Annotated in this window: 20 protein-coding genes and 1 riboswitch; of the genes, 13 read left to right on the top strand and 7 right to left on the bottom strand. The window is 38.0% G+C overall.

Annotation, left to right across the window (positions count from 1 at the left end):
* The first annotated feature begins 49 nt into the window (after positions 1-49).
* Both FEE95_RS16795 and FEE95_RS16790 read left to right on the top strand, forming a co-directional pair.
* A complete protein-coding gene (locus FEE95_RS16795) occupies positions 50-574 on the top strand; it encodes an inorganic diphosphatase (RefSeq protein ID WP_138659139.1) in 525 nt (174 codons plus the stop codon).
* Positions 575-687: 113 nt separating this feature from the next.
* Positions 688-3,069 carry a sodium-translocating pyrophosphatase gene (locus FEE95_RS16790; protein ID WP_138659138.1) on the top strand — a complete coding sequence of 794 codons (2,382 nt, stop codon included), beginning with the start codon at positions 688-690 and terminating at the stop codon, positions 3,067-3,069.
* 138 nt (positions 3,070-3,207) lie between these two features.
* On the opposite strand, the gene FEE95_RS22180 is transcribed toward FEE95_RS16790, so the two are convergent.
* The 5 genes from FEE95_RS22180 to FEE95_RS16770 form a co-directional block, all read right to left on the bottom strand.
* Positions 3,208-3,357 carry a hypothetical protein gene (locus FEE95_RS22180; protein WP_171037074.1) on the bottom strand — a complete coding sequence of 50 codons (150 nt, stop codon included), beginning with the start codon at positions 3,355-3,357 and terminating at the stop codon, positions 3,208-3,210.
* Positions 3,358-3,437: 80 nt separating this feature from the next.
* Complete coding sequence (locus tag FEE95_RS16785; protein ID WP_138659137.1) at positions 3,438-4,142, bottom strand: energy transducer TonB; 705 nt, start codon at positions 4,140-4,142, stop codon at positions 3,438-3,440.
* Between the two features lie 11 nt (positions 4,143-4,153).
* On the bottom strand, positions 4,154-4,858 hold the full coding sequence (locus FEE95_RS16780) for an energy transducer TonB (RefSeq protein WP_138659228.1): 705 nt from the start codon (positions 4,856-4,858) through the stop codon (positions 4,154-4,156).
* A 247-nt stretch (positions 4,859-5,105) separates the two neighbouring features.
* Positions 5,106-5,816, bottom strand: a complete 711-nt coding sequence (gene pepE / locus FEE95_RS16775; RefSeq protein WP_138659136.1) for a dipeptidase PepE — start codon at positions 5,814-5,816, stop codon at positions 5,106-5,108.
* Between the two features lies 1 nt (position 5,817).
* Positions 5,818-6,432, bottom strand: a complete 615-nt coding sequence (locus FEE95_RS16770; RefSeq protein ID WP_138659135.1) for a deoxynucleoside kinase — start codon at positions 6,430-6,432, stop codon at positions 5,818-5,820.
* A 382-nt stretch (positions 6,433-6,814) separates the two neighbouring features.
* On the opposite strand from FEE95_RS16770, the gene metK reads away from it, so the two are divergent.
* The 5 genes from metK to FEE95_RS16745 all read left to right on the top strand — a co-directional run bounded on the left by metK (position 6,815) and on the right by FEE95_RS16745 (position 16,598).
* The gene (gene metK, locus FEE95_RS16765) at positions 6,815-8,071 is read left to right on the top strand and encodes a methionine adenosyltransferase (RefSeq protein ID WP_138659134.1); all 1,257 of its coding nucleotides are present in this window, start codon (positions 6,815-6,817) and stop codon (positions 8,069-8,071) included.
* Between the two features lie 107 nt (positions 8,072-8,178).
* A complete protein-coding gene (locus FEE95_RS16760; protein ID WP_171037073.1) occupies positions 8,179-10,122 on the top strand; it encodes a CocE/NonD family hydrolase in 1,944 nt (647 codons plus the stop codon).
* A gap of 93 nt (positions 10,123-10,215) precedes the next feature.
* Positions 10,216-10,335, top strand: a riboswitch (SAM riboswitch).
* A 148-nt stretch (positions 10,336-10,483) separates the two neighbouring features.
* Positions 10,484-11,776 (top strand): O-acetylhomoserine aminocarboxypropyltransferase/cysteine synthase family protein, encoded by a 1,293-nt coding sequence (locus tag FEE95_RS16755; RefSeq protein ID WP_138659133.1) that lies wholly within the window; start codon positions 10,484-10,486, stop codon positions 11,774-11,776.
* Between the two features lie 92 nt (positions 11,777-11,868).
* Positions 11,869-15,255, top strand: a complete 3,387-nt coding sequence (gene thrA / locus FEE95_RS16750) for a bifunctional aspartate kinase/homoserine dehydrogenase I (protein WP_138659132.1) — start codon at positions 11,869-11,871, stop codon at positions 15,253-15,255.
* Between the two features lie 179 nt (positions 15,256-15,434).
* Positions 15,435-16,598 (top strand): trans-sulfuration enzyme family protein, encoded by a 1,164-nt coding sequence (locus tag FEE95_RS16745; protein WP_138659131.1) that lies wholly within the window; start codon positions 15,435-15,437, stop codon positions 16,596-16,598.
* Positions 16,599-17,935: 1,337 nt separating this feature from the next.
* Here the strand turns inward: FEE95_RS16745 and FEE95_RS16740 are convergent.
* Both FEE95_RS16740 and FEE95_RS16735 read right to left on the bottom strand, forming a co-directional pair.
* Complete coding sequence (locus tag FEE95_RS16740) at positions 17,936-19,276, bottom strand: metal-dependent hydrolase family protein (RefSeq protein ID WP_138659130.1); 1,341 nt, start codon at positions 19,274-19,276, stop codon at positions 17,936-17,938.
* A 57-nt stretch (positions 19,277-19,333) separates the two neighbouring features.
* A complete protein-coding gene (locus FEE95_RS16735; protein ID WP_138659129.1) occupies positions 19,334-20,335 on the bottom strand; it encodes an aromatic ring-hydroxylating dioxygenase subunit alpha in 1,002 nt (333 codons plus the stop codon).
* A 96-nt stretch (positions 20,336-20,431) separates the two neighbouring features.
* On the opposite strand from FEE95_RS16735, the gene FEE95_RS16730 reads away from it, so the two are divergent.
* From FEE95_RS16730 to FEE95_RS16705, 6 genes are all read left to right on the top strand, one after another.
* Positions 20,432-21,013, top strand: coding sequence for a TetR/AcrR family transcriptional regulator (locus FEE95_RS16730; protein WP_138659128.1), 582 nt, complete (start codon positions 20,432-20,434; stop codon positions 21,011-21,013).
* A 57-nt stretch (positions 21,014-21,070) separates the two neighbouring features.
* Positions 21,071-21,481 carry an RrF2 family transcriptional regulator gene (locus tag FEE95_RS16725; protein ID WP_138659127.1) on the top strand — a complete coding sequence of 137 codons (411 nt, stop codon included), beginning with the start codon at positions 21,071-21,073 and terminating at the stop codon, positions 21,479-21,481.
* Positions 21,482-21,710: 229 nt separating this feature from the next.
* Complete coding sequence (locus FEE95_RS16720) at positions 21,711-21,974, top strand: DUF2061 domain-containing protein (protein ID WP_138659126.1); 264 nt, start codon at positions 21,711-21,713, stop codon at positions 21,972-21,974.
* Between the two features lie 8 nt (positions 21,975-21,982).
* Positions 21,983-22,606, top strand: coding sequence for a phosphoadenosine phosphosulfate reductase domain-containing protein (locus tag FEE95_RS16715; protein WP_138659125.1), 624 nt, complete (start codon positions 21,983-21,985; stop codon positions 22,604-22,606).
* Between the two features lie 71 nt (positions 22,607-22,677).
* Positions 22,678-23,577 carry a sulfate adenylyltransferase subunit CysD gene (gene cysD, locus FEE95_RS16710; RefSeq protein ID WP_138659124.1) on the top strand — a complete coding sequence of 300 codons (900 nt, stop codon included), beginning with the start codon at positions 22,678-22,680 and terminating at the stop codon, positions 23,575-23,577.
* A gap of 78 nt (positions 23,578-23,655) precedes the next feature.
* Positions 23,656-24,903 carry a sulfate adenylyltransferase subunit 1 gene (locus FEE95_RS16705; RefSeq protein WP_138659123.1) on the top strand — a complete coding sequence of 416 codons (1,248 nt, stop codon included), beginning with the start codon at positions 23,656-23,658 and terminating at the stop codon, positions 24,901-24,903.
* The last annotated feature ends 133 nt before the right edge of the window (positions 24,904-25,036 follow it).

Below are 25,036 nucleotides of genomic sequence, written 5' to 3'. Positions count from 1 at the left end.
TCTCTAAACTGAGCGTTAGATTATCTTTGCACCCCTAAAAATAATAGCAATGTCTAAAAAAGAAATCACCTTTGATGTACTAGTTGAAATCCCAAAGGGAAGTAGAAACAAATATGAATATGATTTTACCTTAAATAAAATCAGGTTTGATAGAACCCTTTTCTCATCGATGATGTACCCTGGTGATTATGGGTTTATTCCAGAGACCTTGGCCCTCGATAAAGACCCTTTAGATGTTTTGGTCATGTGTACAGAGCCAACTTACCCAATGGTGGTTGTTGAGGTGAAGCCTATTGGAGTTTTTCATATGGCCGATGAAAAAGGACCAGATGAAAAAATAATCTGCGTGCCTGTTTCCGACCCAATATGGAATCAGAAGAATGACTTATCTGATTTAAACCCGCATAGAAAAAAAGAAATTGAGCATTTCTTCCAAGTTTATAAAGATTTGGAAAAAAAGAAGGTTGATGTTGGCGGCTGGGGAAATGCAGAGGAAGCTAGAAAAATTTACCATGAATGTGTAAAACGCTATGATGAAAGCGAGCATAAAAAGAAACGGACATTTACCATATAGGTAATTTTCACATGTTAAAAAGCCACTTTTACTAATAAAAGTGGCTTTTTTTATTCTATTTGATTTTAGTACTTTAGCAGCCGTTAAAAAAAACTTAAAAACAACTAAACAAAATGGAATTAGTAATTCAATTATTACCAGTATTTGGAGTAGTGGCTCTGCTTTTTGTATTTGTCAAGAACATGTGGGTTTCCAAGCAAGAAGTAGGTGACGACAAAATGGCAAGAATAGCAAAAAACATTGCGGATGGTGCCATGTCTTTTTTAAAGGCAGAGTATAAGATTCTTTCAATTTTTGTGGTAGCGGTAGCTATTCTTCTGTATTTCAAGGGAAGTAATGAAGTAGGATCAAACGGAATGGTTGCCGTATCATTCATAGTTGGGGCAATTTGTTCTGCTTTAGCAGGGTTTATTGGAATGAAAGTTGCCACCAAAGCCAACGTTAGAACAACGCAAGCTGCTAAAACTTCATTAGGAAAGGCCTTGGAAGTTGCTTTTGCCGGAGGTGCCGTTATGGGACTTGGTGTTGTAGGATTAGGTGTTTTAGGATTGAGCGGCTTATTCATGGCTTACCAGTCAATTTGGCCTGGTGCTGAAAACTTAGGTTTGGTATTGAATGTTCTTTCTGGATTTTCTTTGGGTGCATCTTCTATCGCACTTTTTGCTAGAGTTGGTGGAGGTATTTATACGAAAGCTGCCGATGTTGGTGCGGATTTAGTAGGTAAGGTTGAAGCAGGTATTCCTGAAGATCATCCTTTGAACCCTGCTACAATTGCAGATAATGTAGGTGATAATGTAGGTGATGTTGCCGGTATGGGTGCTGATTTATTTGAATCGTATGTAGGTTCTATAATAGGTACTATGGTATTGGGTGCATTTATTATCACTCCTGATTTTGCAGGTTTAGGTGCCGTATATCTTCCATTGGTATTAGCTGCGGTAGGTATTTTGATGTCTATAATCGGAACTTTCTTTGTAAGAGTTAAGGATGGTGGAAATCCGCAAACGGCATTGAATATTGGAGAACTTTTGTCAGCCGTACTTATGGTTGCTGCTTCATATTTTATTATTAATGCTTTAATTCCTGAAAGTGTTGAAGGATTACCTCATGGTGCAATGGGAATTTTTTGGGCCACAATAGCTGGTCTTGTTGCCGGTTTAGGTGTTGGGAAAATTACGGAATATTATACGGGTACAGGTACAAAACCAGTGAACTCAATTGTTGCACAATCTGAAACAGGGGCTGCTACAAATATTATTGCCGGTTTAGGTGTAGGTATGATGTCTACTATGATTCCAATTATATTGATTGCTGCGGCAATTTTAGTCTCGCATCACTTTGCAGGTTTATATGGTATAGCAATTGCTGCGGTAGGTATGTTAGCAAATACAGGTATTCAATTAGCTGTTGATGCATACGGACCAATTTCTGATAATGCCGGTGGTATTGCAGAGATGGCGGAATTAGATCCTGAAGTACGTGAGCGTACTGATAAGTTAGATGCTGTTGGTAATACAACTGCTGCAATAGGTAAAGGTTTCGCAATTGCTTCTGCTGCTTTGACTGCATTAGCTTTGTTTTCTGCCTTTATGAAAGTAGCAAACGTAAGTTCAATTGATGTATCACAGCCAAAAATTATGGCGGGATTATTAGTTGGTGGAATGCTTCCTTTTGTATTCTCTGCCTTGTCAATGAACGCCGTAGGTCGCGCTGCAATGGCCATGATTGAAGAAGTTCGTCGTCAGTTTAGAGATATTCCTCAATTAAAAGCTGCACTTGAAGTAATGAGAGCTGTTGATTCTGATATGTCAAAAGCTTCAGCTGAACAACGTGCTATTTTTGATGCAGCTGACGGAGTTGCTGAATACGACAAGTGTGTTGATATTTCTACAAAAGCATCTATCAAAGAAATGGTATTGCCAGGTTTATTGGCTATCGCTGTTCCTGTTGCTGTTGGATTTATCGGAGGAGCTGAAATGTTAGGTGGACTTCTTGCAGGTGTAACTACTTGTGGTGTGCTAATGGCAATCTTCCAATCAAACGCAGGTGGTGCATGGGATAATGCAAAAAAAATGATTGAATCTGACGGACGTAAAGGTTCTGACGCTCACAAAGCTGCCGTTGTTGGTGATACGGTAGGAGATCCATTTAAAGATACATCAGGTCCTTCTTTGAACATCCTTTTAAAGTTGATGTCTGTTGTAGCTTTAGTAATCGCGCCGAGTATTGCAATGAATGCCACGGGAGTTGCCGACTATGTGAATGACAAAGAAAAGGCAACGGTTGAAATTACCATGAATGTTGAAAGTGCTGATATGGCTGAAGCTACAATCACTACTACTTCAACGGTAAATGGTAAAGAAGTTTCTGAAAAGAAAATTTTAAAGGGAAGCGAAGCTGAGGTAAAAGCAGAGCTTGAAACTTTGGAAAATGCTTCAGTAAAAACGAATGGTGATAAAACTGAAATCACAGTCGAAAAGGAAGTCAATAAATAAAACTTCTTTTCTTAAGATATATTTAAAAACCATCAGCGAGTTAGCTGATGGTTTTTTGTTTTGGATAGTTTTTCTTCATAACAGTTTCCCTCTTAGAAAGGAGGGATTAAGGGAGGTGTAGTTCGTTGCGTTTGAAATTCAATACCCCAAATCAAAACCATTAGTATCAGCAATAGTTTTCCACTCCAAAGCAATATAAATTAGAACTAATATCACTACTAGTCCCAATACAAAGTACAAACCACTTTTTCGATTCAAATCTTTGTCTAAATTCTTTTTTGGTCTCATATTTTAGATTTAGCTGGATAAAAAAACCATCCCTCGGATAGCGGGATGGTTTTATAATGCTCAATGATTATGCCAATTACTTATTGAAGCTCGAAGGTGATTGGAATGCTAAAAGGCACTCTTACTGCATTCCCTCGTTGCTTACCTGGTATCATTTTTGGCAATTTGTTTATGATTCTTGTAGCTTCTGCACCCAAATTTTTATCGGGACTGCGGACTATTTGAACATTTCCAATATTCCCGTCTTTTTGTATGATAAAATGCATATGAACTTTACCTTGAATTCCCATTTCTTGGGCTATCTCAGGATATCTAAAAGTTTTCTTGATATGTCTTAACATTTTAGTATTAAAACATGCTCGTTTATTAGATGCATTTTCACAGCCAGGAAACACCGGCGCGTCTTCTACAAGGATAAAGGGGACATCTACTTCTTCCGGTACTATCTGAAAATCCAAATCTTCGAGTATAGCTACTTCCGTAGCCTGGTTTGGTTCTGGTAAATCGATGAATGATTCGATAATAGGGTCATCATCTTCCACAACTTTAATTTCCTTGGGCGCAACCGGAGGTGGTGGAGGTGGCGGAGGTGGTTCTAAACGAATAATTGGTACCTCCTCTACTAACTCTAAAATAATGTTTTCACTAACATCATATTCTTTTCCGTAAAACGTTTTCCATTCTAAAGCAACATATGTCAAAGCTAACACCATTACCATTCCTGCAGCAAAGAAAACTCCACTGCTTTTGTTCAAATCTTTCTTAGGATTCTTTTTTGCTTCCATAACCAACAGGTTTAGTTGCTCAATTTAAAAGTAATCGGAATTGCAAATGGAACCCGAACAGGAGTACCTCTTTGATTACCTGGCGTCATCTTAGGCAACTTACCGATGATTCGAGCAGCCTCTTTCTCCAAATTCTTATCTGGGCCACGCATTCTTACATTTCCAATGCTTCCATCTTTTTGAATCGTAAACATTACGCTGACTCTGCCTTGAACTCCCATTTCTTGCGCAATTTCAGGATAACGAAAGTTCTTGACAATGTGTTTTTGCATCATCGTATTGAAACAAGCGCGTTTGTCTTTTTCGTTCTCACATCCTGGAAAAACAGGCACATTTTCGATTACCGCAAACGGCACCTCAACATCGACGGGTTCCTCTTCAAATTGAACATCTTCTACTTCCATGACCTCTGTATCTTCATCACTTTCTGTTGATTCAATAACAGATTCTTCAACTTCTACTTCATCTTCAACGACTTCGATTACTTCAGGAGCAGCTTGTTGCTCTGGTGGTTTAGGTTGCTCTATTTCAAATAACTCTAACTCTTCAATCAGCTCTTCGTCAACATTTTGGGCGACATTTATGAATTCTGTTCCATAAAATGTTTTCCATTCTAGGGCAACATACGTAAGAGCAAGCACCATGGCTAGTCCAGCAGCAAAGAAAACACCGCTGCTTTTGTTCAAGTCTTTTTTTGGATTCTTTTTTACTTCCATCATTTAAGGTTTTTGTTCGCCAATTGGCGAAATGGTTTAACATTGAATCCTGAATTCATTTCAGGACCTTAATAGCGCTATACGAGTATCCGGAATTGATATAGCTAGTTTTTAGGCTTGTTAAATGTTTCAGATAAATCTAGCACAAGAAAAGTGCCGAAAGAATACGGAATGAGGGAACTTGGCTTTTCAATGAGCGAAAGGCGTTTTTCGGAAAGGGAAATAATTTTAGGAAATCGAAAATTTTCTACTTGAGGTAATCCAATGCAGTTTCAACCTCAATTTCATAAGGTGTCTTATCTTTTTCAAAACCCCGCGCGGTTAGTCCCTCGCCCTTTAAAACAATTTGTTGATTTTGAATCCGAATCCAGCTACCTTCTCGTAAACCTATAACGGGAATGTCATTGAATTGGTGAAATTCTTTGATTCGGGTTTCTCTGGTTTCCCCTTTGTGCTTTGAATTCGGAATAGGGTCTAAATAGTGCGGATTAATATTAAAGGGAACAATACCCAAAGTAGCAAAGCTAGGCGGGTATACAATGGGCATGTCGTTAGAAGTCCGTATACTTGGTCCGGCGATATTACTTCCGGCACTGGTCCCTAAATATGGAGTGCCACTGTTGATTACTTCCTGGAGTGCTGGAATCAGATTTTGATTATAAAGCTCTGACACCAAAACAAAAGAATTCCCGCCTCCAGTAAATATGCCTTCTGCATTGCGAATAGCTTGAACTGGATTTTCAAAGGTGTGGATTCCTCGAATGTGTTTCCCAATTTTTTGAAATGCGATTTCTGCTAAACTAGTGTATTCAGTGTAAGTTATTCCGCTAGGTCTTGCGTAGGGTATGAAAACTATCTCCTCTACTTCTTGGTAAAGATTTTTAAGAGAGTCAAAAAGATAATCTAAATAGGTGCCACCATAAATCGTAGATGTACTGGCAAGTAGGCTATTCACCATTTTAGAATAAACCGTTGATTTCGGCGTCGATTTTATTGATTATCTCACCTAAATCTTCTGGCTTGTCAACAAAATCCAAATCATCGACATCAATTACTAAAAGATTTCCCTTTTCATAACCATGAACCCATGCTTCGTAGCGTTCATTCAAACGACTCAGATAGTCGATTGAAATCGTATTTTCATATTCGCGACCGCGTTTATGTATCTGTTTAACTAGATTCGGAATTGAACTCCTTAAGTAAATCAACAAATCAGGCGGTTGAACCAAGCTTTCCATCAATTCAAAAAGGCTTGAGTAGTTGGTGAAATCGCGATTGGTCATTAAGCCCATCGCATGTAAATTCGGTGCAAATATATAGGCATCTTCATAAATCGTACGATCTTGAATAATACTTTTGCCCGATTCGCGTATTTTAAGAATTTGGCGGTAGCGATGGTTTAGGAAATAGATTTGAAGGTTGAAACTCCACCGTTCCATTTGGGTATAGAAATCATCTAGGTACGGATTATCGACAACATCTTCGAAGTGAGCTTCCCACTTATAATGTTTCGAAAGTAATTTTGTTAAAGTGGTTTTTCCTGCTCCGATGTTTCCCGCAACTGCAATGTGCATACCTATTTTTTAAAGGGTTGGTTGGTTTGTTTCAACAAAAATGTTGGGCATACAATATACGAATGATCTTGGGTTGGCGAAAGAAATCAGTGTTGAAATACTAGGTAAATAAGTTAATGTGATTTTTTCATCTTTACTTCTTGATTTTATTCCCAATAGCATAGAACTGGCAAAAGACAACTTTTCACATATGGTTTTTTATAAATCTTACAATAATGACTTTGGCAACGAAACTATTTTCCTATTTTTGTTACTATAAATAAGAGGAAGGATTTGACTGATTGCAACCTCATTAAAAATGCTAAAGCAGTTGATTATGCTCATCATAATTATACTACTCTAGTCATCTCCGTCAAGTTCTCGCTTTTTTAAAATAAAAAATATGTCGTATTTGTTTACTTCCGAATCCGTTAGTGAAGGACACCCAGATAAGGTTTCAGACCAGATTAGTGATGCTTTGCTTGATAATTTTTTAGCCTTTGACCCTGAGAGTAAAGTGGCTTGTGAAACTTTGGTTACCACAGGTCAAGTAGTTTTGGCGGGAGAAGTGAAAAGTAATACATATCTCGATGTTCAAAACATTGCCAGAGATGTCATTAATAAAATAGGATATACGAAAGGCGAGTATCAATTTAGCGGAGATTCTTGTGGTGTAATTTCCTTAATTCATGAGCAATCTCAAGATATCAACCAAGGAGTTGACAGAGGTTCTAAAGAGGAGCAAGGAGCCGGCGACCAAGGAATGATGTTTGGCTACGCTACCAAGGAAACAGAGAACTATATGCCTTTGGCTTTAGATATTTCACATAAAATCCTACAAGTATTAGCTGAATTACGAAGAGAAGGAAGCGAAATCGATTACCTGAGACCAGATGCTAAGTCGCAAGTAACTATTGAGTACTCTGATGATAATGTGCCTCAACGAATAGAGGCGATTGTTGTTTCAACCCAGCATGATGCTTTTGATGCTGATGACGAGAAAATGTTAGCGAAAATCAAATCGGATATTGTTTCAATTCTAATTCCGAGGGTGAAGGCACAATTACCTGTCGGAATTCAGGACTTGTTCGATGACCAAATTGTATATCATATCAATCCGACAGGAAAGTTTGTAATTGGAGGTCCTCACGGAGATACCGGTTTAACTGGCCGTAAAATCATTGTTGATACCTATGGAGGAAAAGGTGCTCATGGTGGTGGAGCTTTTAGCGGAAAAGACCCGAGCAAAGTAGATAGAAGTGCTGCTTATGCCTCTAGACATGTAGCTAAGAACTTAGTTGCTGCGGGAGTTTCTGATGAGATATTGGTACAGGTGAGTTATGCTATTGGGGTAGTTGAACCAACCTCTATTTTTGTTGATACCTATGGTACGGCAAATGTGGATTTGACCGATGGACAAATCGCTGATAAAGTGGCAGAGCTTTTTGATATGCGTCCTTTTGCGATTGAAGAAAGGTTGAAGTTGCGTAACCCAATTTACTTAGAAACTGCAGCGTATGGACATATGGGTAAGGAGCCTAAAACGGTTACTAAAGTATTTGAATCTCCGTATAACGGAAGAGTGGAAAAACAAGTTGAACTTTTTACTTGGGAAAAGCTTGATATGGTTGATGCCGTCAAGACTGCATTCGGTTTATAAAGAAAATTTCAAAACAGTTAGAAAGGGAATCCGGATAGGGTTCCCTTTTTTTTATTTTCGAGACTTACCGATCTTTAGTAGCTTTAGAGTCTAACTAAGTTTCAATTATGCCTAGATTTTTTAGAACTCTTACGATAGTTTTTCTTTCATTGACTTTTATGGTTACCTCATGTACGAAAACCACAAAGACTGAAAAGACTGAGGTTGTAGATACCTATGTTGCGGATAACTATACCAAACAAGAGGTAGCTATCGAAATGCGTGATGGTGTAAAATTGCATACGACCATATATTCGCCAAAGGATACTTCAAAAAAGTACCCAATCATTATGCAACGGACTCCCTACAGTTCAAGACCTTATGGTGAAGGTGAATTTAAGAAGCAAATCGCACCTAATATTCACATGATGAAAGAAGGCTACATCGTAGTCTATCAAGATGTTCGTGGGCGTTGGTTGAGCGAAGGGCATTATGAAAATATGCGCGCTTACATATCGAATAAAACTTCGGAAAAAGATGTTGATGAAAGCTCAGATACCTACGATACTATCGAATGGTTGGTAAACAATGTAAAAAACAACAATGGAAATGCTGGGATCTGGGGCATATCCTATCCTGGGTTCTATTCTACCTATGCAACAGTAGACGCCCACCCTGCCTTAAAAGCTGCCTCTCCGCAAGCAAGTATTGGTGATTTCTTTTTTGACGATTTTCATCACAACGGAGCCTATTTATTAAGCTATTTCAGAGCTACTTCGCTGTTTGGAACTCCAAGACCAAATGGCGATATGCCTATTGATACAGCTTGGTACAAATTACCTGATTTGCAGACTGAAGACCAATACCAGTTCTTTTTGGATAAGGGACCGCTTAAAAATCTAAACTCCTTTTTTGAATATGATTTAAAGGATGAAATCTCTATCGTGCCAGATGAGGAGACCGATGATTTCTTTTGGAATGAGCTCAAAGAGCACCCAAACTATGATGAGCTTTGGCAGAGTCGTGGCCTTATTCAGCACTTAAAAAATGTGAAATCTCATGTAGCCACTATGGTAGTAGGTGGATGGTTTGATGCAGAGGATTTATATGGTCCTTTGGAAACTTATAAGAACATTGAAAATTACAACGAAGGAAATTACAATACGATGGTCTTTGGCCCATGGGACCATGGCAGATGGTCAAAAAGAGATGGCCGTACCGTAGTTGGGAATTATTATTTTGGGGACGGAATCTCAGAATTTTTCCAGGAAAATATCGAGACAAAATTCTTCAATCATTTCTTAAAAGGACGTGGTGATATAAATAGCGGACTCCCAGAAGCCTATGTTTTTGATTCCGGTAGAAAGGAATGGAAACAGTACGATTCTTGGCCACCGGAAGGAACAGTAAAACAAGACATGTTCTTATCTGAAAATCAAGAACTGACTTCTGAATTGAAAAGTACAAAAGGCATTCAATTTATTAGTAATATCAAAAAGCCAGTCCCGTATTCCGAGGATGTAAAATCAGTTTTCACGCCTAGAAAATATATGACTGACGACCAACGTTTTGCAGCTCGCCGCTCTGATGTGTTAGTTTTTGAAACAGATGTTTTAGAAGAAGATTTGACTCTAGCAGGCGATATATTGGCTAAGCTAAAAGTGGCCACTACAGGAGATGCTGCTGATTGGATTGTGAAAGTTATTGACGTACACCCAGCTACAACGGAAACCAACGAAGAAATGCAAGACCATCTAAAAATGAGCAACTATCATTTGATGGTTCGAAGTGAAGTGCTTCGCGGACGATTCAGAAATAGTTTTACGAATCCCGAGCCTTTTGTTCCAAGTCAAAAAACAGATGTAACCATAAAACTTCAAGATGTTTTTCATACGATACAAAAGGGACATAAACTTCAAATTCAAGTGCAAAGTACCTGGTTTCCATTAATTGATTTGAATCCACAGACCTATGTGGAGAATATCTTTAAAGCTGACGAAGAGGATTTTAAGACGCAGACCCATACAGTTTTTACCGATTCTAGTATTGAATTCAGTATTTTATCCCACTAAAACACTAGGATTTTGTGAAATTATTCTAAATAATTAGGTTTTAAAATAATTCTGACTTTTATTTGTTCTCTCAAAGTTCAAACACGTATTGAATAGTTATCAAGAAAGGTGGAGGGATTAGACCCTTTGAAGCCTTAGCAACCCTTGACTCCCATAGTCGAGAAGGTGCTAAATTCTACCCTTTCCTGAACTCGTTTCAGGATATGTTGAATTCATTTCGACATTTTGGGCAGATAACGCAAAACAGATTGTACAAACAATCTATTCGCTTTCTTATAACTTTTTGATTTACCGCTTTACATGTCCGTGAAGATGGGTTTGACTTTTAATTATTTGTATAACAATTAAAAATCGAAAAATCATGAGTAATCCAAAATTGGCTACGAACGCCCTTCATGCTGGGCACGACACAACGCAAACAAGTGGTACAAGGGCAGTACCTATTTTTCAGTCCACATCCTATGTGTTCAATAACACGGACCATGCAGCGAATTTATTTTCGTTAGCGGAATTAGGCTTTATTTACACAAGGTTAAATAACCCAACCAATCAGATTTTACAAGAACGTTTGGCGGCAATTGAAGGCGGAGTTGGCGCCGTAGTTTTCGCCTCGGGTACAGCAGCTATCGCGACAGGATTAATGACTCTATTACGAGCAGGTGACCATATTGTGGCATCAAGCAGTTTGTATGGTGGGACTTTCAATTTATTAAATGTAACCTTACCAAGATTAGGTATAACAACCACTTTTGTAGACCCAGATGACCCAACTAACTTTGGAAAAGCAGTACAAGAAAATACAAGAGCCATATTCGTAGAATCTTTAGGAAATCCAAAATTAGATGTGCTAGACTTAAAAGGAATTTCTAAAGAAGCACAAGCCGCTAAAGTTCCTTTTATTGTTGACAATACGGTAGCTACACCGGGACTTCTAAATCCTATTGAGCATGGAGCCAATTTGGTGATTCATTCGTTGACTAAATATATTAATGGAAACGGTACCGCATTAGGCGGAGCAATTATAGATGCCGGAACTTTTGACTGGACGAACGGTAAATTCCCAGAATTCACTGAGCCGTCTGCTGGTTACCACGGTTTGGTATACAGCGAAGCTTTAGGTGCCGCAGCTTTTACCTTCAAATTGATTTTGGAAGGTTTACGAGATTTCGGAGGAGCATTGAGTCCGTTTAATGCATTTCAAATCATCCAAGGCTTAGAAACCCTGCCTATCCGAATTAAACAACATAGTGAGAACGCACTGGCCTTGGCAGAATGGTTACAAGATAGAAAAGAAGTAGCTTGGGTAAATTACCCAGGACTTAAAGGAGGGAAGTACTATGAGCTTGCTCAAGAATATTTACCGAAAGGTCAAAGTGGTTTGGTAACTTTCGGTGTAAAAGGTGGTTTTGAAGCTGCCAAGCAATTGACCGACGCAACGAAAGTATTTTCTTTATTAGCGAATATAGGAGATACAAAATCCTTAATCATTCACCCTTCTAGTACAACCCATCAACAACTGACGGAAGAACAGCAACTAAGCGCTGGAGTTTCACAAGATTTGATTCGTTTGTCAGTTGGATTGGAAGACATTTCTGATTTGAAAGAAGATTTAGAACAAGCTTTTGCGGCAATTGATAAATCAGTTTTAGCTTAAAATTTCTGTCACATCGAGCGGAATGGAAATGCGTTCCATAAAGATTCTCGACTCCGCTCGAACTGACAGTATTCACTTATTTGAAAATTGAAATGCTTCACCACCTAAAAATAAAAAATTACAAAACCATAAGTGGCGTAGTACAAGATATTGACTTGTCATACCAGCTTTTTGGTAAAGAGCTACATTCGGCCCCCATTGTTTTGGTAAATCACGCCCTCACAGGCAACTCCAACGTTACGGGAAAAGAGGGTTGGTGGTCTGCTTTAATTGGCGACGGAAAGTGTATTGACACAAAGAAATATACTATCCTATCCTTTAATATTCCCGGTAACGGACATGATAAGTTTGTTATTGAAAATTATAAAGATTTTGTAGCTGGCGATATTGCCCATATTTTTCTAAAAGGCCTAAAACAAATCGAAGTAGAACGGCTGTTTGCTATTATTGGTGGTTCTTTAGGAGGTGGTATCGCATGGGAGATGGCGGCTTTAAATCCTAACTTGACAGAGCATTTGATTCCGGTTGCTTCCGATTGGAAATCCACCGATTGGTTGATTGCGAATTGCCAGATTCAAGAGCAATTTTTAGTGAATTCCAAACAGCCTGTTCATGATGCCAGAATGCATGCAATGTTATGTTACCGTACTCCGGAATCTTTTAAAGAGCGTTTCAAACGCAGCACAAATGAAGAGCTTCAGGTTTTCAATGTAGAAAGTTGGTTGATGCATCATGGAGAGAAGTTGCAAGAGCGTTTTCAGCTTTCAGCTTATAAACTCATGAATCAGCTTTTAAAGACTATTGATGTTACAAGAGAGGGAAATGCCAATTTCAAGAAGCTCGAAAATAGCGACACCAATATTCATATCATTGGCGTAGATTCCGACCTCTTTTTTACTGCTAAGGAAAACAAAGAAACCTTTAAGCAAATTGCTCAGGCCAATAGTAATGTGACCTACGGCGAGATACAGTCGCTTCATGGACATGACGCTTTTTTGATTGAATTTGAACAATTACAAAAATTGCTTGATGAGGTTTTCAATGTAAATGGAAAATCAGGTAAAGTAAAGGTCTTGAAGTTTGGTGGCAAATCTTTGAGCAACGGCGAGGGAATAGGTCGAGTTTTAGAGATTATCACTTCAAAGGTAAAAGAGGGAGAGAATATCGCGGTGGTACTTTCGGCCCGTGAAAAAGGTACGGATCAGTTAGAAGCGATGCTCGAAAAAGCGGCAAAGGGCAAGGATTACATTAAAGATTTTGAAGCCTTCGAAAAATATCAGCAGCATACTTTCGGAAACGTTAATCTTTCAAAGGAATTTAAAGATTTAGCAAAGCTATTTGAGGGTGTTTCATTATTGGGGGATTACAGTCCTAAAATTAAAGATGAGGTTTTGGCCTATGGAGAGTTAATCTCAGGAAAATTACTAACCAAATTACTAATTGGTAAGGGAGTTAAGGCAAAATTCATCGATTCAAGAACTGTATTAAAAACAGATGATACTTTCGGTGATGCCAAGCTAATTGAAGGGACATCTAAGGAAAATGTATTATTGAAGTACAACAAGCTTTCCTTTGATGCCGTTCCTGTATTTACAGGCTTTATCGCTTCCACTTTGAACGGAGAAACCACAACCTTGGGAAGAAATGGAAGTAATTATTCCGCTGCGCTTTTAGCAAACTTCCTAGACGCCGAGGAGTTGCAGAATTACACTCATGTAGACGGAATTTTCACGGCCAACCCCGATTTTGTTTCAGAAGCAAAACGATTATCAAACCTATCTTATGAAGAAGCGAATGAGTTGGCCAATTTCGGAGCGACTATTCTTCATGCAAAAACGATTATTCCCTTAATTGAAAAAAATATTCCGCTGCGTATTCTCAATACCTTCAATGATGATAGTAAAGGTACTTTGATAAGTGCGAAGTCCAGTAAAGAAGGTATCAAATCACTTTCGATCATCGAAGATGTAGCCTTGGTAAATCTTGAGGGTAGGGGACTCCTAGGAAAAGTGGGAATCGATGCTCGAATTTTTAAAGCCCTTGAAGAGCGAAACATCAATGTTAGCATCATTTCCCAAGGTTCTTCGGAACGTGGAATTGGTCTGGTTGTCAATGAGAATAATGCACAAAAAGCGAAGCGAGCTTTGGAAAAGGAGTTCTCGAGAGACTTCAAATCCAAAGACATTAATATGATTACTGTAGTCAATGATGTTTCTGTGGTATCCATTGTTGGGCAAGATTTGAGTACGTTTCACAAACCATACAATGCCTTAATCAAAAATCAAATCATTCCTTTATTGTTTAATAATACGATCTCGGGAAAGAATGTGAGTTTAGTTCTGAAAAAGGCCGATTTGCATAAGGCTTTGAATGTAATGCACGGTCAAATCTTCGGAATTAGCAAGAAAGTAAACCTAGCAATTTTTGGACATGGAAATGTTGGTGGCACATTAATTGACCAGATATTAAAATCTTCTGAGACTATTGCAATACGAAAAGGAATTGATCTAAATGTATTTGCAATAGCTAATTCTCGGAAGCTTTTAATAAATAAAAAGGGTATACCAAAATCATGGAAATCAGCTATTGATACAAAAGGAATCGCATATAAAGTAGAAGACATCTTTGAATATGCAAAAGAGCACCATTTAGAAAACCTGATTGTGGTTGATAATACTGCCAGTGAGGATTTTGTAGCAAACTATTTTGATTTCGTGGAAAATGGTTTTGACTTGGTTTCCTCAAACAAAGTAGCAAATACGCTAGGTTTCGATTACTACCAGTTACTACGTGAAGAGTTGGTGAAAAATCAAAAGCAATATTTATATGAAACCAATGTGGGTGCAGGTTTGCCGCTAATTGATACCATTAAGCTATTGCACCTTTCAGGAGAGAATATCACAAGAATTAAAGGTGTTTTCTCAGGAAGCCTAAGTTATATTTTCAATACATTTTCGGAAGTCAATGCACCCTTTTCGCAAATCCTAAAGGATGCGATGCATCAAGGCTTTACCGAGCCAGACCCAAGGGAAGATTTATCAGGTAATGACGTGGGAAGGAAACTTTTGATTTTAGCAAGAGAACTTGATTTAAGCAATGAGTTTTCCGATATAAAAATCCAAAATTTGATTCCCGAGCAATTGCGAAAAGGAAAACCTGAACACTTCCTTAAAAATTTGGGGATGCTAGATGATAAGTTCAACGAAATCAAGAAGAACCAAAAAGAAGGTCATGTCTTGCGATATGTGGGAGACCTCCATGGTAACCTCCAAAAAGAGAAAGGATTGTTAGATGTCCAATTGATTTCCGTTCCTAAAGAAAGCGCTTTGGGGCAAGTAAAAGGTTCAGATTCAATAATTGAGATTTACACAGAATCGTATGAAGAAAACCCTCTGGTAATCCAAGGAGCAGGAGCAGGCGCCGCCGTAACCGCCAGAGGCGTCTTTGGTGATATCTTAAGAATAGCAGAAAAAGGGTGATAAAGGTAGGAGGTACAAAGTTAGAAATACGAAGTATACCAAATTTGAAACTAGACTTCCCCTCTTGCCAGGAGTGGTGAAACCGGGGTTTGTCCTAAGGAACAAGAAAATTTCCCCTTAAAAAACATTTGGAAAAATAATAAACAGATTCCTGTCTTCACAGGAATGAAAGTCAAAGAATGAGCAACAAATTCGAAACCAACGCCATAAGAACACAACTCGTGCGTTCACAAAACTTAGAACATTCAGTACCCTTGTACCTCACTTCGAGCTTTGTCTTTGAAGACGCAGAGGACATGCGTGCATCCTTCGCAGAGGAAAAGGAGCGAAATATCTATTCGAGATATTCAAACCCGAATTCATCGGAGTTTGTTGATAAAGTATGTCAAATGGAAGGTGCCGAAGCAGGATTCGCTTTTGCCTCAGGAATGGCAGCGGTATTTTCAACCTTCGCAGCATTATTGGAAAGTGGCGACCATATTTTATCCGCTAGAAGTATTTTTGGGTCGACGCATTCCTTGTTCAACAACTTCTTTCCCAAATGGAATATCTCACATACTTATTTTAAAATTGATGAACTAGAATCAGTTGAGCGTTTGATTACGACTCATACTAAGATTATTTATGCGGAGTCACCAACCAATCCGGGAGTTGATGTTTTGGACTTGGAAGCTTTAGGCAAAATTGCTAAAAAGCATAATTTAGTCTTAGTGATTGATAACTGTTTTGCTTCACCTTACTTGCAACAGCCCATTAAATTTGGTGCTGATTTGGTAATTCATTCCGGAACTAAATTAATGGATGGTCAAGGCAGAGTTCTTGCTGGAGTTACTGTTGGAACCGCAGAATTAATTGATAAAATATATCGCTTTTCGAGAATTACAGGTCCAGCGCTATCACCATTCAATGCTTGGGTACTTTCTAAAAGTTTGGAGACTTTGGCGGTTCGTGTCGACCGTCATTGTGAAAATGCACTTAAGTTAGCTGAATTTTTAGAGGGACATGAAAAAGTAAATTGGGTGCGCTATCCTTTTTTAAAATCACATCCGAAGTATGAAATCGCTAAAAAACAAATGAAGGCTGGCGGGTGCGTAGTTGCTTTCGAAGTCAAAGGCGGATTGGAAGCGGGTCAGAAATTCTTTGATTCCATTAAGCTCTTATCACTTTCAGCCAACTTGGGTGATTCAAGAAGTATAGTTACCCATCCTGCGTCGACAACACATAGTAAACTATCCACAGAAGAAAGAGCAGAAACAGGTATCACCGATGGAATGGTTCGCGTATCAGTTGGCCTTGAGCATGTTGATGATATTATTCGTGATATTCATCAGGCTTTGAGTTAGGAAAAGGATAACGAGATAGATAACATCTTCTTAGTACACCCCGTCCAGTTAATGGCTCTAAATCAGAACCATTAACTGGACGGGGTGTTTCATTTTATTAAGGAAATAATTCGCAAAAAACTTTGAATAAGTGTAACCTTATTAAAAAAGGATAGTCTTTAGGTTAGAAGGTTAAAAGTTCAAATAGGTATATATATTACTAATAATCAAATAGTTAAAGTATTTTCGATATTCGAACTCTTACTTGAAATGTTAAATAATCTATAAAATAGTACCTTTTTATACATAGTACTGTAACAAAATCAAAACTCCTTCGTCTAGTAAGTGTAAGTCAATTAAAAAACAACAATCAAAAAACAAAAATCATGAAAGCATCAATCACAAGAACAGTAACAGAATCAAAGTCAGGGCAGTATTTTTCTTCGTTAAGAAACAGTAAAAGAGCACAATGGGCTCAGTCAAGGAATTTTAATCGCTAAAACCTGTTGGAAAGAAAATAATTACAATTGAGACTCTAAAAAATACAGCTCGGTAATTTCAATTTTCTTTCTCTGGTAAATCGAAACATCTTTGTACCATCATTAAACAACAAACAATTTTAAAACATAGAAATTATGAAAGCATCAATCACAAGAACAGCAACAGAATCAAAATCAGGACAGTATTTTTCTTCGTTAAGAAACAGTAAAAGAGCGCAATGGGCTCAGTCCAGAAACTTTAATCGTTAATCACGACACAAAAAACAATCATCAACAACATCAAAAAACAAAAAATCATGAAAGCATCAATCAGAAGAACAGCAACAGAATCAAAAACAGGACAGTACTTTTCAACTTTTAGCAGCAGCAAAAGAGCGCAATGGGCTCAGTCCAGAAACTTTAATCGTTAATCACGACTCTGAAACAAGTTCAGGGCAAAAAAACAATCATCAACATCAAAAAACAAAATCATGAAAGCATCAATCACTAGAACAGCAACAGAATCAAAATCAGGACAGTATTTTTCTTCTTTAAGAAATAGTAAAAGAGCGCAATGGGCTCAGTCCAGGAACTTTAATCGCTAATCACGATTTGACAGTACATCAATCATCAAAAAACAGTCATGAGAACATTCATCAATCAATCACCCACAGAATCGAAAAGATTCCTGTTTCTTACCAAGCTACTGGAGCATAAGAAGTTTCGTTGTACGGAACAAGACTATAGTTTGCAATAAGAACTAAGCACAAATATTAAAGGGATACACTTCATCAATGTATCCCTTTTTTATTGATATGGGCTTACTTTCAGTTAGGATAATGATGATGTTTTTAGTCGAGGAAAATTATTTAATTGGTTTTAAAGCTCATTCTTATAAACCTTGCCATCTTTCATAATCAATTTAAGGTGTTTTTCTGGATGGGCGACAATTTCAATATCTTCAAGAGGATTGCCTTCGTAAATCAATAAATCTGCATATGCCCCGACCTCAATAACACCCAGTTTACCATCGGTGTAGGGATTTATTTTTCCTGAAAGGGAAAATAGACGTGCATTTTCTGAAGTAGCCTGTTTTAAGATTTCCAAAGGCGAAAACCATTTTGCTCGCGAAGTAAATTCGGTCAAGGCATATGATTCATAACCCAAATCCCCATAAGCATCGGAACCAAAGCCTACATTGATATCGTATTTTTTTGCTAATTTGAAAACAGTATCTGTTCCTTCTAGAACAGGTTTTATTTTTTTGTTTAAAGCATCAGGAATTTTATCGCTACCTGGCACCCAAAAACTTGCAGGCGTATCATTCCAGAAAGCTTGAGGCACCAACCAAGCATCTTTTTCTTTTATCAATTTTATAACTTCCTCGTTGAGAAGATGTCCGTGGTCTAAACATTTTACACCGGCATTTAAAGACCGAATGGCTCCTTTGGATTCATAAATATGAACCGCGACATAAGTATCCCAATCAGCAGCTGCTTGAACGGCAGCTTCTAATTCTTCGGTTGTGAATTGCACCGAATGAATCGGGTCAAAATCGGAAGCAATTCCTCCACCGGCCATTACTTTGAGTTGGGTAGCTCCCTTTCTTAAATTTTCACGAGAAGCCTTTAGTACTTCGGGCACTCCGTCAACAACAAAAGCCCAGCCAAGAGCAGTATCAGATGAATGCATTTGCCCGCCCGATAATGAAACACTTGGTTCGTTGGCGTTGCGAAAATCTCCATGCCCTGATGTCTGGCTGATATAGGCTCCTGAGGGATAAATACGTGGCCCAGGAATTAGGCCTTCATCCACCCCTCTTTTAATGCCAAAAACAGGACCTCCCAAATCTCGTACTGTGGTAAAACCTAGCATCAAAAAATTCTCCGCAGCTTTGGCTGTCCTGATTGATGTGTACATCCAATGAGCTTCATTTCTTGTTTCGTTATCACTCATAGTGGCGGATAAATGAACATGGGCATCTGACAGTCCCGGTATAAGTGTTTGGCCTCTACCATCAATTATGGTAGCTTCGTTAGATTCGGATATGTTTTTTCCTATTTTGGTAATCAAATTGTCCTGAATAAGAACATTTACATTTTTGTTGAGTTGATTGCTGGTGCCATCCCAGACATTTACATTTTTAATGAGAATTTTATTTTGAGAAAATCCGGAGTAGCTGATAGCTAAAAAAAGAAATAGAAGAACATTGGCTCTCATACAGTATTGGTTTTGGTTAGTACTTTGAAATCTAAGAAAGAAAGGTAACCATTTAGTTTAATAACTCAGTTTTTGCTTTTTCATCGCTCGTCTATAATTCATCGCTATAGCATCAAATTTCAAATGCAATTCTTCAGTAAAGTCAAAAGGCACTTGTTCGGGTCTCTGCGATTCAACTATACGTTTGTCTTGGTCGAATATTACTTGTTCAAACTCTTGTAAAACAGTATCTGGTTCCTCGTGGTCATAATTTCGCCCGATAATACAAAATCCTCGACATTTGTTGTTTGAGATAGGTTGCGAGGTAAAAAAGTACACCATGCCTTTTTCGCCGCCCCATCCTAACCGTAAAACAATGGTATAAGGTAGATGTAATTCATAATTACTTCTTCGTTCTGGTTTTACGACATCATCATTCGCAAAAATTGGAAAGTCATCACTGTTCGTTGCTTCAGGTCGAACGACGGAATAATGTAAAACAGAATCTTTTACGGTCACTTTACAATCAGGAACTTTGGGTCGCTCGGGATCTCCTAATAGTCCGGGGTGTACCCAGGGGAAATGTCCGAAATCAGTAAAATTTTCTACTTGTCTTGAGCTGTCGCTTTTCCAGTCAAACGGCCCTGTATTGACCAATTTCCAATTAGAACTTTCATATTCTGGTACATCCGGCAGGTCATATGCAGGTGCTGCTAAAGCAACCCAAACCAAGCCGAACTTTTCTTGACAATGATAAGCTGGAGTTTTTGCTTTTGGTGGAATAGCTACATCAGGATCCTGCGGAATCTTAACACAATCCCCTTTTTTATCAAATTGCCAAGCATGGTAGGGGCAAACTAAGCAATCATCTTTTATCCATCCTAAGGACAAAGCCGTGCCTCGATGGATACAAACATCCCTCATGGCATGAACCTCCCCATCGGAAGTTCGCCAAACGACTATAGGTTCATCTAATAGAAAAGTACCGAAAGGTTTGTCCGCTTCGATTTCGTTGCTGTATCCAACGGGGTGCCAGCAAGCGAAAAGTTTTTCTGGAAAAATTTTATGATTATAATTCATTATAATTTTTTACATGAGCATTTGCTCATGTAAAAATAAAAAACTCGTTATAATCCGCAAACTTTTATTTCTTTTGCTCCGACTAACTAAAAGAAGATGAAAAAAAGTGTAAAGAGAGAACGGTTTTTAGCGGTGGTATTAGGACTCATTCACAAAAAAGGTTTTAAGGCAACTACTGTCCGAGATATGGCACAAGAATTAAATTGCGAAGTCTCCAATGTCTATAATTATATTGATTCTAAGCAATCATTACTAGAGGAGTATCTTTTTGATGTTCAAAATAAATTTCTTATCGCTATTGACGCTATTTTAGATTCACGTTATTCTCCCGATGAAAAATTACGACATGTTATTTCTTCTTATATCCAAATTACTCTAAAGCACCCTTACGAACAAGCGTTACTTGTGAACGAATGGCGAAATTTAGAAGAACCACGACTTCAGGAATTTGTTGAACGTAGAATTTCGTATGAAAGCAAATTGCAACATATTATTAGGAATGGCATTGGGCACGGTCAGTTCAAAGTGCAAGATGAGGAATTGACAGCACAAACTATTTTGGCCACATTACGCTGGCTTCACAATAAACACCTTGATTCTAAATCTATCAGTAACCCAATGGAAATAGAAAAACAGTTGATGGATTTTATCTTCACTGGAATTTCAAGAAGGGTATAAACATTATGTGGACTCTAGTATTTGAACCCCTTTCTCTATTTTCGCTATCTTAGCTCTATGCTCTCTAAAAAAACAAAATACGGACTAAAGGCACTCGCTTTTTTAGCTTCACAGAAAGGGAAGGAACCTGTTCAGATTGCTGAAATAGCCAAACAGGAGAACATCTCTCAAAAGTTTTTAGAAAGTATTTTATTATCCTTAAGAAAGACAGGTTTTTTAGGCTCCAAAAAAGGAAAGGGTGGGGGATATTATCTTATTAAAGAGCCAAAAGAAGTTTTAATGACGGATATCATGCGTGTTTTGGAAGGTCCTATAGCAATGGTACCCTGTGTGAGTCTTAATTTCTACGAAAAGTGCGATGATTGCCCTAGTGAAGAAAATTGTTCGGTTCATATGTTAATGCTCAAAGTACGTGATAGTGCTTTGGAAGTATACCGCAACAATACCTTGGCTGACTTAATAGCATAACCCATTTTCGTAGCGGAAGGACCAGGAATCCTTCAAACTTCAATATCCCATCCCTTAAATCATATTTTTTATTGAGTATTTGGCAATAAAAACAATTAAATATTATTAATCTACTAAATCTATAGGTTAATAGTAATTTTATAATCCTTTTAACGTTTCGGAATAATAAATAATTCTATTTTTGAAATTCCTATTAAATCTATAGGATAATTTATTTTTAATATTCAGAATGATTTTAGACCAAATTTTACAACAAAAGCCAGCAAAGAAAAAGAGCTTCTCCGAAGACAAAAGCTCTGAGAAACCTATTCGAAGTGTTGCCAAAGCAGTGAGTTGGCGTATTATCGGAACATTAGATACTTTGTTGATTTCGTATCTGCTAACGGGCAAAGTAGTTTTGGCGGCTTCCATCGCTTCCATTGACTTTGTAACTAAAATGTTTCTCTATTTCTTTCATGAAAGACTTTGGAATAAAATCAACTGGGGTAAATAATAGAAGGTATGACATCGAACGAAGAACTAATTAGTACATTGAACATTAGATTCAGAGGTATATCACCCGAAGAAATTATTTCATGGGCTATCGGGAAAGCTAATAATCCTGTAGTTACTACGAATTTTCGTCCCTATGAGGTGGCCATTTTGAATGCCGTTTCCGAGGTTAAAAATGACATACCAGTAGTTTGGTGTGATACAGGTTATAATACCCCTAGCACTTATAAACATGCAGAAGAGTTAATTCGAAAATTAGGACTGAACATTGATTTATATGTTCCTAAGCAGACATCTGCTCATAGGGATACTACGATGGGAATACCGCAAATTGATGACCCGAGGCACGCTGAATTTACCGAACAGGTAAAATTAGAGCCATTTCGCAGAGCAATGCAAATTCATAAACCAGATGTTTGGTTTACGAATTTGCGAAAGGGACAAACAGCATTGCGCGATAGCCTAGACATTTTAAGTTTAAGCAAAGACGGAGTTTTGAAAGTGAGTCCATTTTATCACTGGAACGATACACAGCTAGATACCTATTTGAAGGACAGAAACCTCCCAAACGAGCACAACTATTTTGACCCGACCAAAGTGTTGGAAAATCGCGAATGCGGTTTACACACCTAATTTAATGGATAACAATTTTGAGCTTGAACCCTCCTACGACGGGCGGGCTTGATACTTGAATTTGAACTTTTATGAAAGACACATCACATATAAATCCACTTGAAAACGAAGCCATCTACATTTTTAGGGAAGTAGCCGCGCAGTTCGAGAAGCCCGTACTTTTATTTTCCGGAGGGAAAGATTCTATCACATTGGTACGACTGGCTCAAAAGGCATTTTGGCCAGCGAAAATACCCTTTCCCCTAATGCATATAGATACGGGCCATAACTTTCCGGAAACTATAGAGTTTCGAGATAGGTTAGTCAAGGAATTGGGATTGGAACTAATTGTTAGAAACGTACAAGATTCTATTGATGCGGGAAAAGTTAAAGAAGAATCAGGGAAATATTCAAGTCGTAACTCCCTTCAAACCACCACACTTTTAGATGCTATCGAAGAATTCAAATTTGATGCTTGTATTGGCGGTGCGCGAAGAGATGAAGAAAAAGCCCGTGCCAAAGAACGCATATTTTCAGTCCGAGATGATTTCGGGCTATGGGATGAAAAAAATCAAAGACCTGAACTTTTTGATATGCTGAACGGACAAATCGAATTAGGGCAAAACGTTCGGGTCTTTCCAATTTCCAACTGGACCGAATTAGACGTTTGGTCTTACATTGAAAAAGAAGGTATTGAAATTCCGTCTATCTATTTTGCACACAAGCGAAAGGTATTTTTAAGGGACGGATTGATTTGGTCACATTCTGATTATGTATTCCAAGAAGAAGATGAGGAAGTGTTGGAACGCATGGTGCGATTTAGAACGGTGGGAGATATGAGTTGCACTGCAGCCGTATTCTCAGAAGCGACTGATATCGAATCTGTAGTACAAGAAATACGAGATTCAACTATTTCTGAACGAGGAGCCCGAATCGATGACAAACGTTCAGAAGCTGCGATGGAAAAAAGAAAACAACAAGGATATTTTTAGTGAAAAGTAAACAGTATGAAGTGAACAGCTAAATGTTGTTTCCGGAGACTAATTACTTTTTACATAAGACTAGAAAAAATGGAAGTACTAAAGATAGCAACAGCAGGAAGTGTGGATGATGGTAAAAGTACCTTGATTGGAAGACTTTTATACGACACAAAATCACTGACAACTGATAAGTTGGAAGCGATTGAAAAGACAAGCAAACAAAAGGGGTACGATTATCTAGATTTCTCTTTGGCCACCGATGGTCTAGTCGCAGAACGGGAACAAGGAATCACAATTGATGTTGCCCATATATACTTTGCAACAAAGACAAAAAGCTATATCATAGCGGACACTCCTGGTCATGTAGAGTATACGCGAAACATGGTTACTGGAGCTTCTACTTCGCAAGCGGCCATTATTTTAATTGACGCGAGAAAAGGAGTGATAGAACAAACAAATCGCCATTTTTTTATAAACAACTTACTACGGGTTAAAGAGGTCGTAGTGGCGATTAATAAAATGGATTTGGTTGATTTTTCGGAAGAGAGATACAATGAAATTAAAGCAGATTTTGAGCAATTAATGGCTAAGCGTGATTATGAAGAGCAGAAAATTACTTTCATTCCCGTAAGTGCTTTGAAAGGTGATAATGTGGTTCATAAATCAGAGAATACGCCTTGGTATGAAGGCGAGACTTTATTAGAGCATTTAGAAGGTCTTGATATGGCGGCCGTATCAAATGTGGGAACACCAAGATTTCCTGTACAGTATGTAGTTCGTCCAAAGACAGAAGAGTTTCATGATTTTAGAGGTTTTGCGGGTAAAGTCTATGGTGGAGAATTGAGTGTAGGAGATGAGATGGTAGCGCTTCCTTCACAAACAAGATCTAAAATCAAAGACATTTATTTCTATGATAAGAAATATGAGACTGCCTCAAGGCGCTCTTCGGTTACCATTACCTTGGAAGATGAAATAAATGTGAGCAGAGGAGATATGTTGGTGAAAGTTGATGATTTGCCAACAATGGAAAAGCAATTCACCGCTACCATTTCTTGGATGGATTCGCAACAATTGTCTTCAGGAAGTAAATACATCGTCCAGCATGGTGTAAATAAAGTGCTGGCAAAAGTGGAAACTATTCATCATAAAATCAATCCTGACTATTCCGGAATTGATGAAAATGCAAATGACTTGGGCATGAATGATATTGCTCAGGTGACCTTTAAATTAAATAAGCCGATTTTTTACGATAAATTCAAGGAACATCGAACTAACGGTTCGTTTATTTTAATTGATACACAATCGAATAATACCGTTGGTGCGGGGTTTATTAGCTAGGTGTTGTATTGCAATCCCAAGCCTGTGGTGAGAGTTTTAAAGTAGAGGTTGGAATCTTTTTTATGAAATTAACAGTTTAATTATTCCTATTTAATCTATAGGAAAAATATAATTTAAATCTAGCGTCTTACGC

This window comes from Maribacter algarum (ex Zhang et al. 2020) (assembly GCF_005885635.1).
Classification (GTDB): Bacteria; Bacteroidota; Bacteroidia; order Flavobacteriales; family Flavobacteriaceae; genus Maribacter_C; species Maribacter_C algarum.
This window is presented reverse-complemented; position numbering and strand designations above follow the sequence as displayed.

Coding starts and splice junctions, on each gene's coding strand:
- FEE95_RS16795 (WP_138659139.1), top strand. CDS start 50: ATGTCTAAAAAAGAAATCACCTTTGATGTACTAGTTGAAATCCCAAAG.
- FEE95_RS16790 (WP_138659138.1), top strand. CDS start 688: ATGGAATTAGTAATTCAATTATTACCAGTATTTGGAGTAGTGGCTCTG.
- FEE95_RS22180 (WP_171037074.1), bottom strand. CDS start 3,357: ATGAGACCAAAAAAGAATTTAGACAAAGATTTGAATCGAAAAAGTGGT.
- FEE95_RS16785 (WP_138659137.1), bottom strand. CDS start 4,142: ATGGAAGCAAAAAAGAATCCTAAGAAAGATTTGAACAAAAGCAGTGGA.
- FEE95_RS16780 (WP_138659228.1), bottom strand. CDS start 4,858: ATGGAAGTAAAAAAGAATCCAAAAAAAGACTTGAACAAAAGCAGCGGT.
- pepE (WP_138659136.1), bottom strand. CDS start 5,816: ATGGTGAATAGCCTACTTGCCAGTACATCTACGATTTATGGTGGCACC.
- FEE95_RS16770 (WP_138659135.1), bottom strand. CDS start 6,432: ATGCACATTGCAGTTGCGGGAAACATCGGAGCAGGAAAAACCACTTTA.
- metK (WP_138659134.1), top strand. CDS start 6,815: ATGTCGTATTTGTTTACTTCCGAATCCGTTAGTGAAGGACACCCAGAT.
- FEE95_RS16760 (WP_171037073.1), top strand. CDS start 8,179: ATGCCTAGATTTTTTAGAACTCTTACGATAGTTTTTCTTTCATTGACT.
- FEE95_RS16755 (WP_138659133.1), top strand. CDS start 10,484: ATGAGTAATCCAAAATTGGCTACGAACGCCCTTCATGCTGGGCACGAC.
- thrA (WP_138659132.1), top strand. CDS start 11,869: ATGCTTCACCACCTAAAAATAAAAAATTACAAAACCATAAGTGGCGTA.
- FEE95_RS16745 (WP_138659131.1), top strand. CDS start 15,435: ATGAGCAACAAATTCGAAACCAACGCCATAAGAACACAACTCGTGCGT.
- FEE95_RS16740 (WP_138659130.1), bottom strand. CDS start 19,276: ATGAGAGCCAATGTTCTTCTATTTCTTTTTTTAGCTATCAGCTACTCC.
- FEE95_RS16735 (WP_138659129.1), bottom strand. CDS start 20,335: ATGAATTATAATCATAAAATTTTTCCAGAAAAACTTTTCGCTTGCTGG.
- FEE95_RS16730 (WP_138659128.1), top strand. CDS start 20,432: ATGAAAAAAAGTGTAAAGAGAGAACGGTTTTTAGCGGTGGTATTAGGA.
- FEE95_RS16725 (WP_138659127.1), top strand. CDS start 21,071: ATGCTCTCTAAAAAAACAAAATACGGACTAAAGGCACTCGCTTTTTTA.
- FEE95_RS16720 (WP_138659126.1), top strand. CDS start 21,711: ATGATTTTAGACCAAATTTTACAACAAAAGCCAGCAAAGAAAAAGAGC.
- FEE95_RS16715 (WP_138659125.1), top strand. CDS start 21,983: ATGACATCGAACGAAGAACTAATTAGTACATTGAACATTAGATTCAGA.
- cysD (WP_138659124.1), top strand. CDS start 22,678: ATGAAAGACACATCACATATAAATCCACTTGAAAACGAAGCCATCTAC.
- FEE95_RS16705 (WP_138659123.1), top strand. CDS start 23,656: ATGGAAGTACTAAAGATAGCAACAGCAGGAAGTGTGGATGATGGTAAA.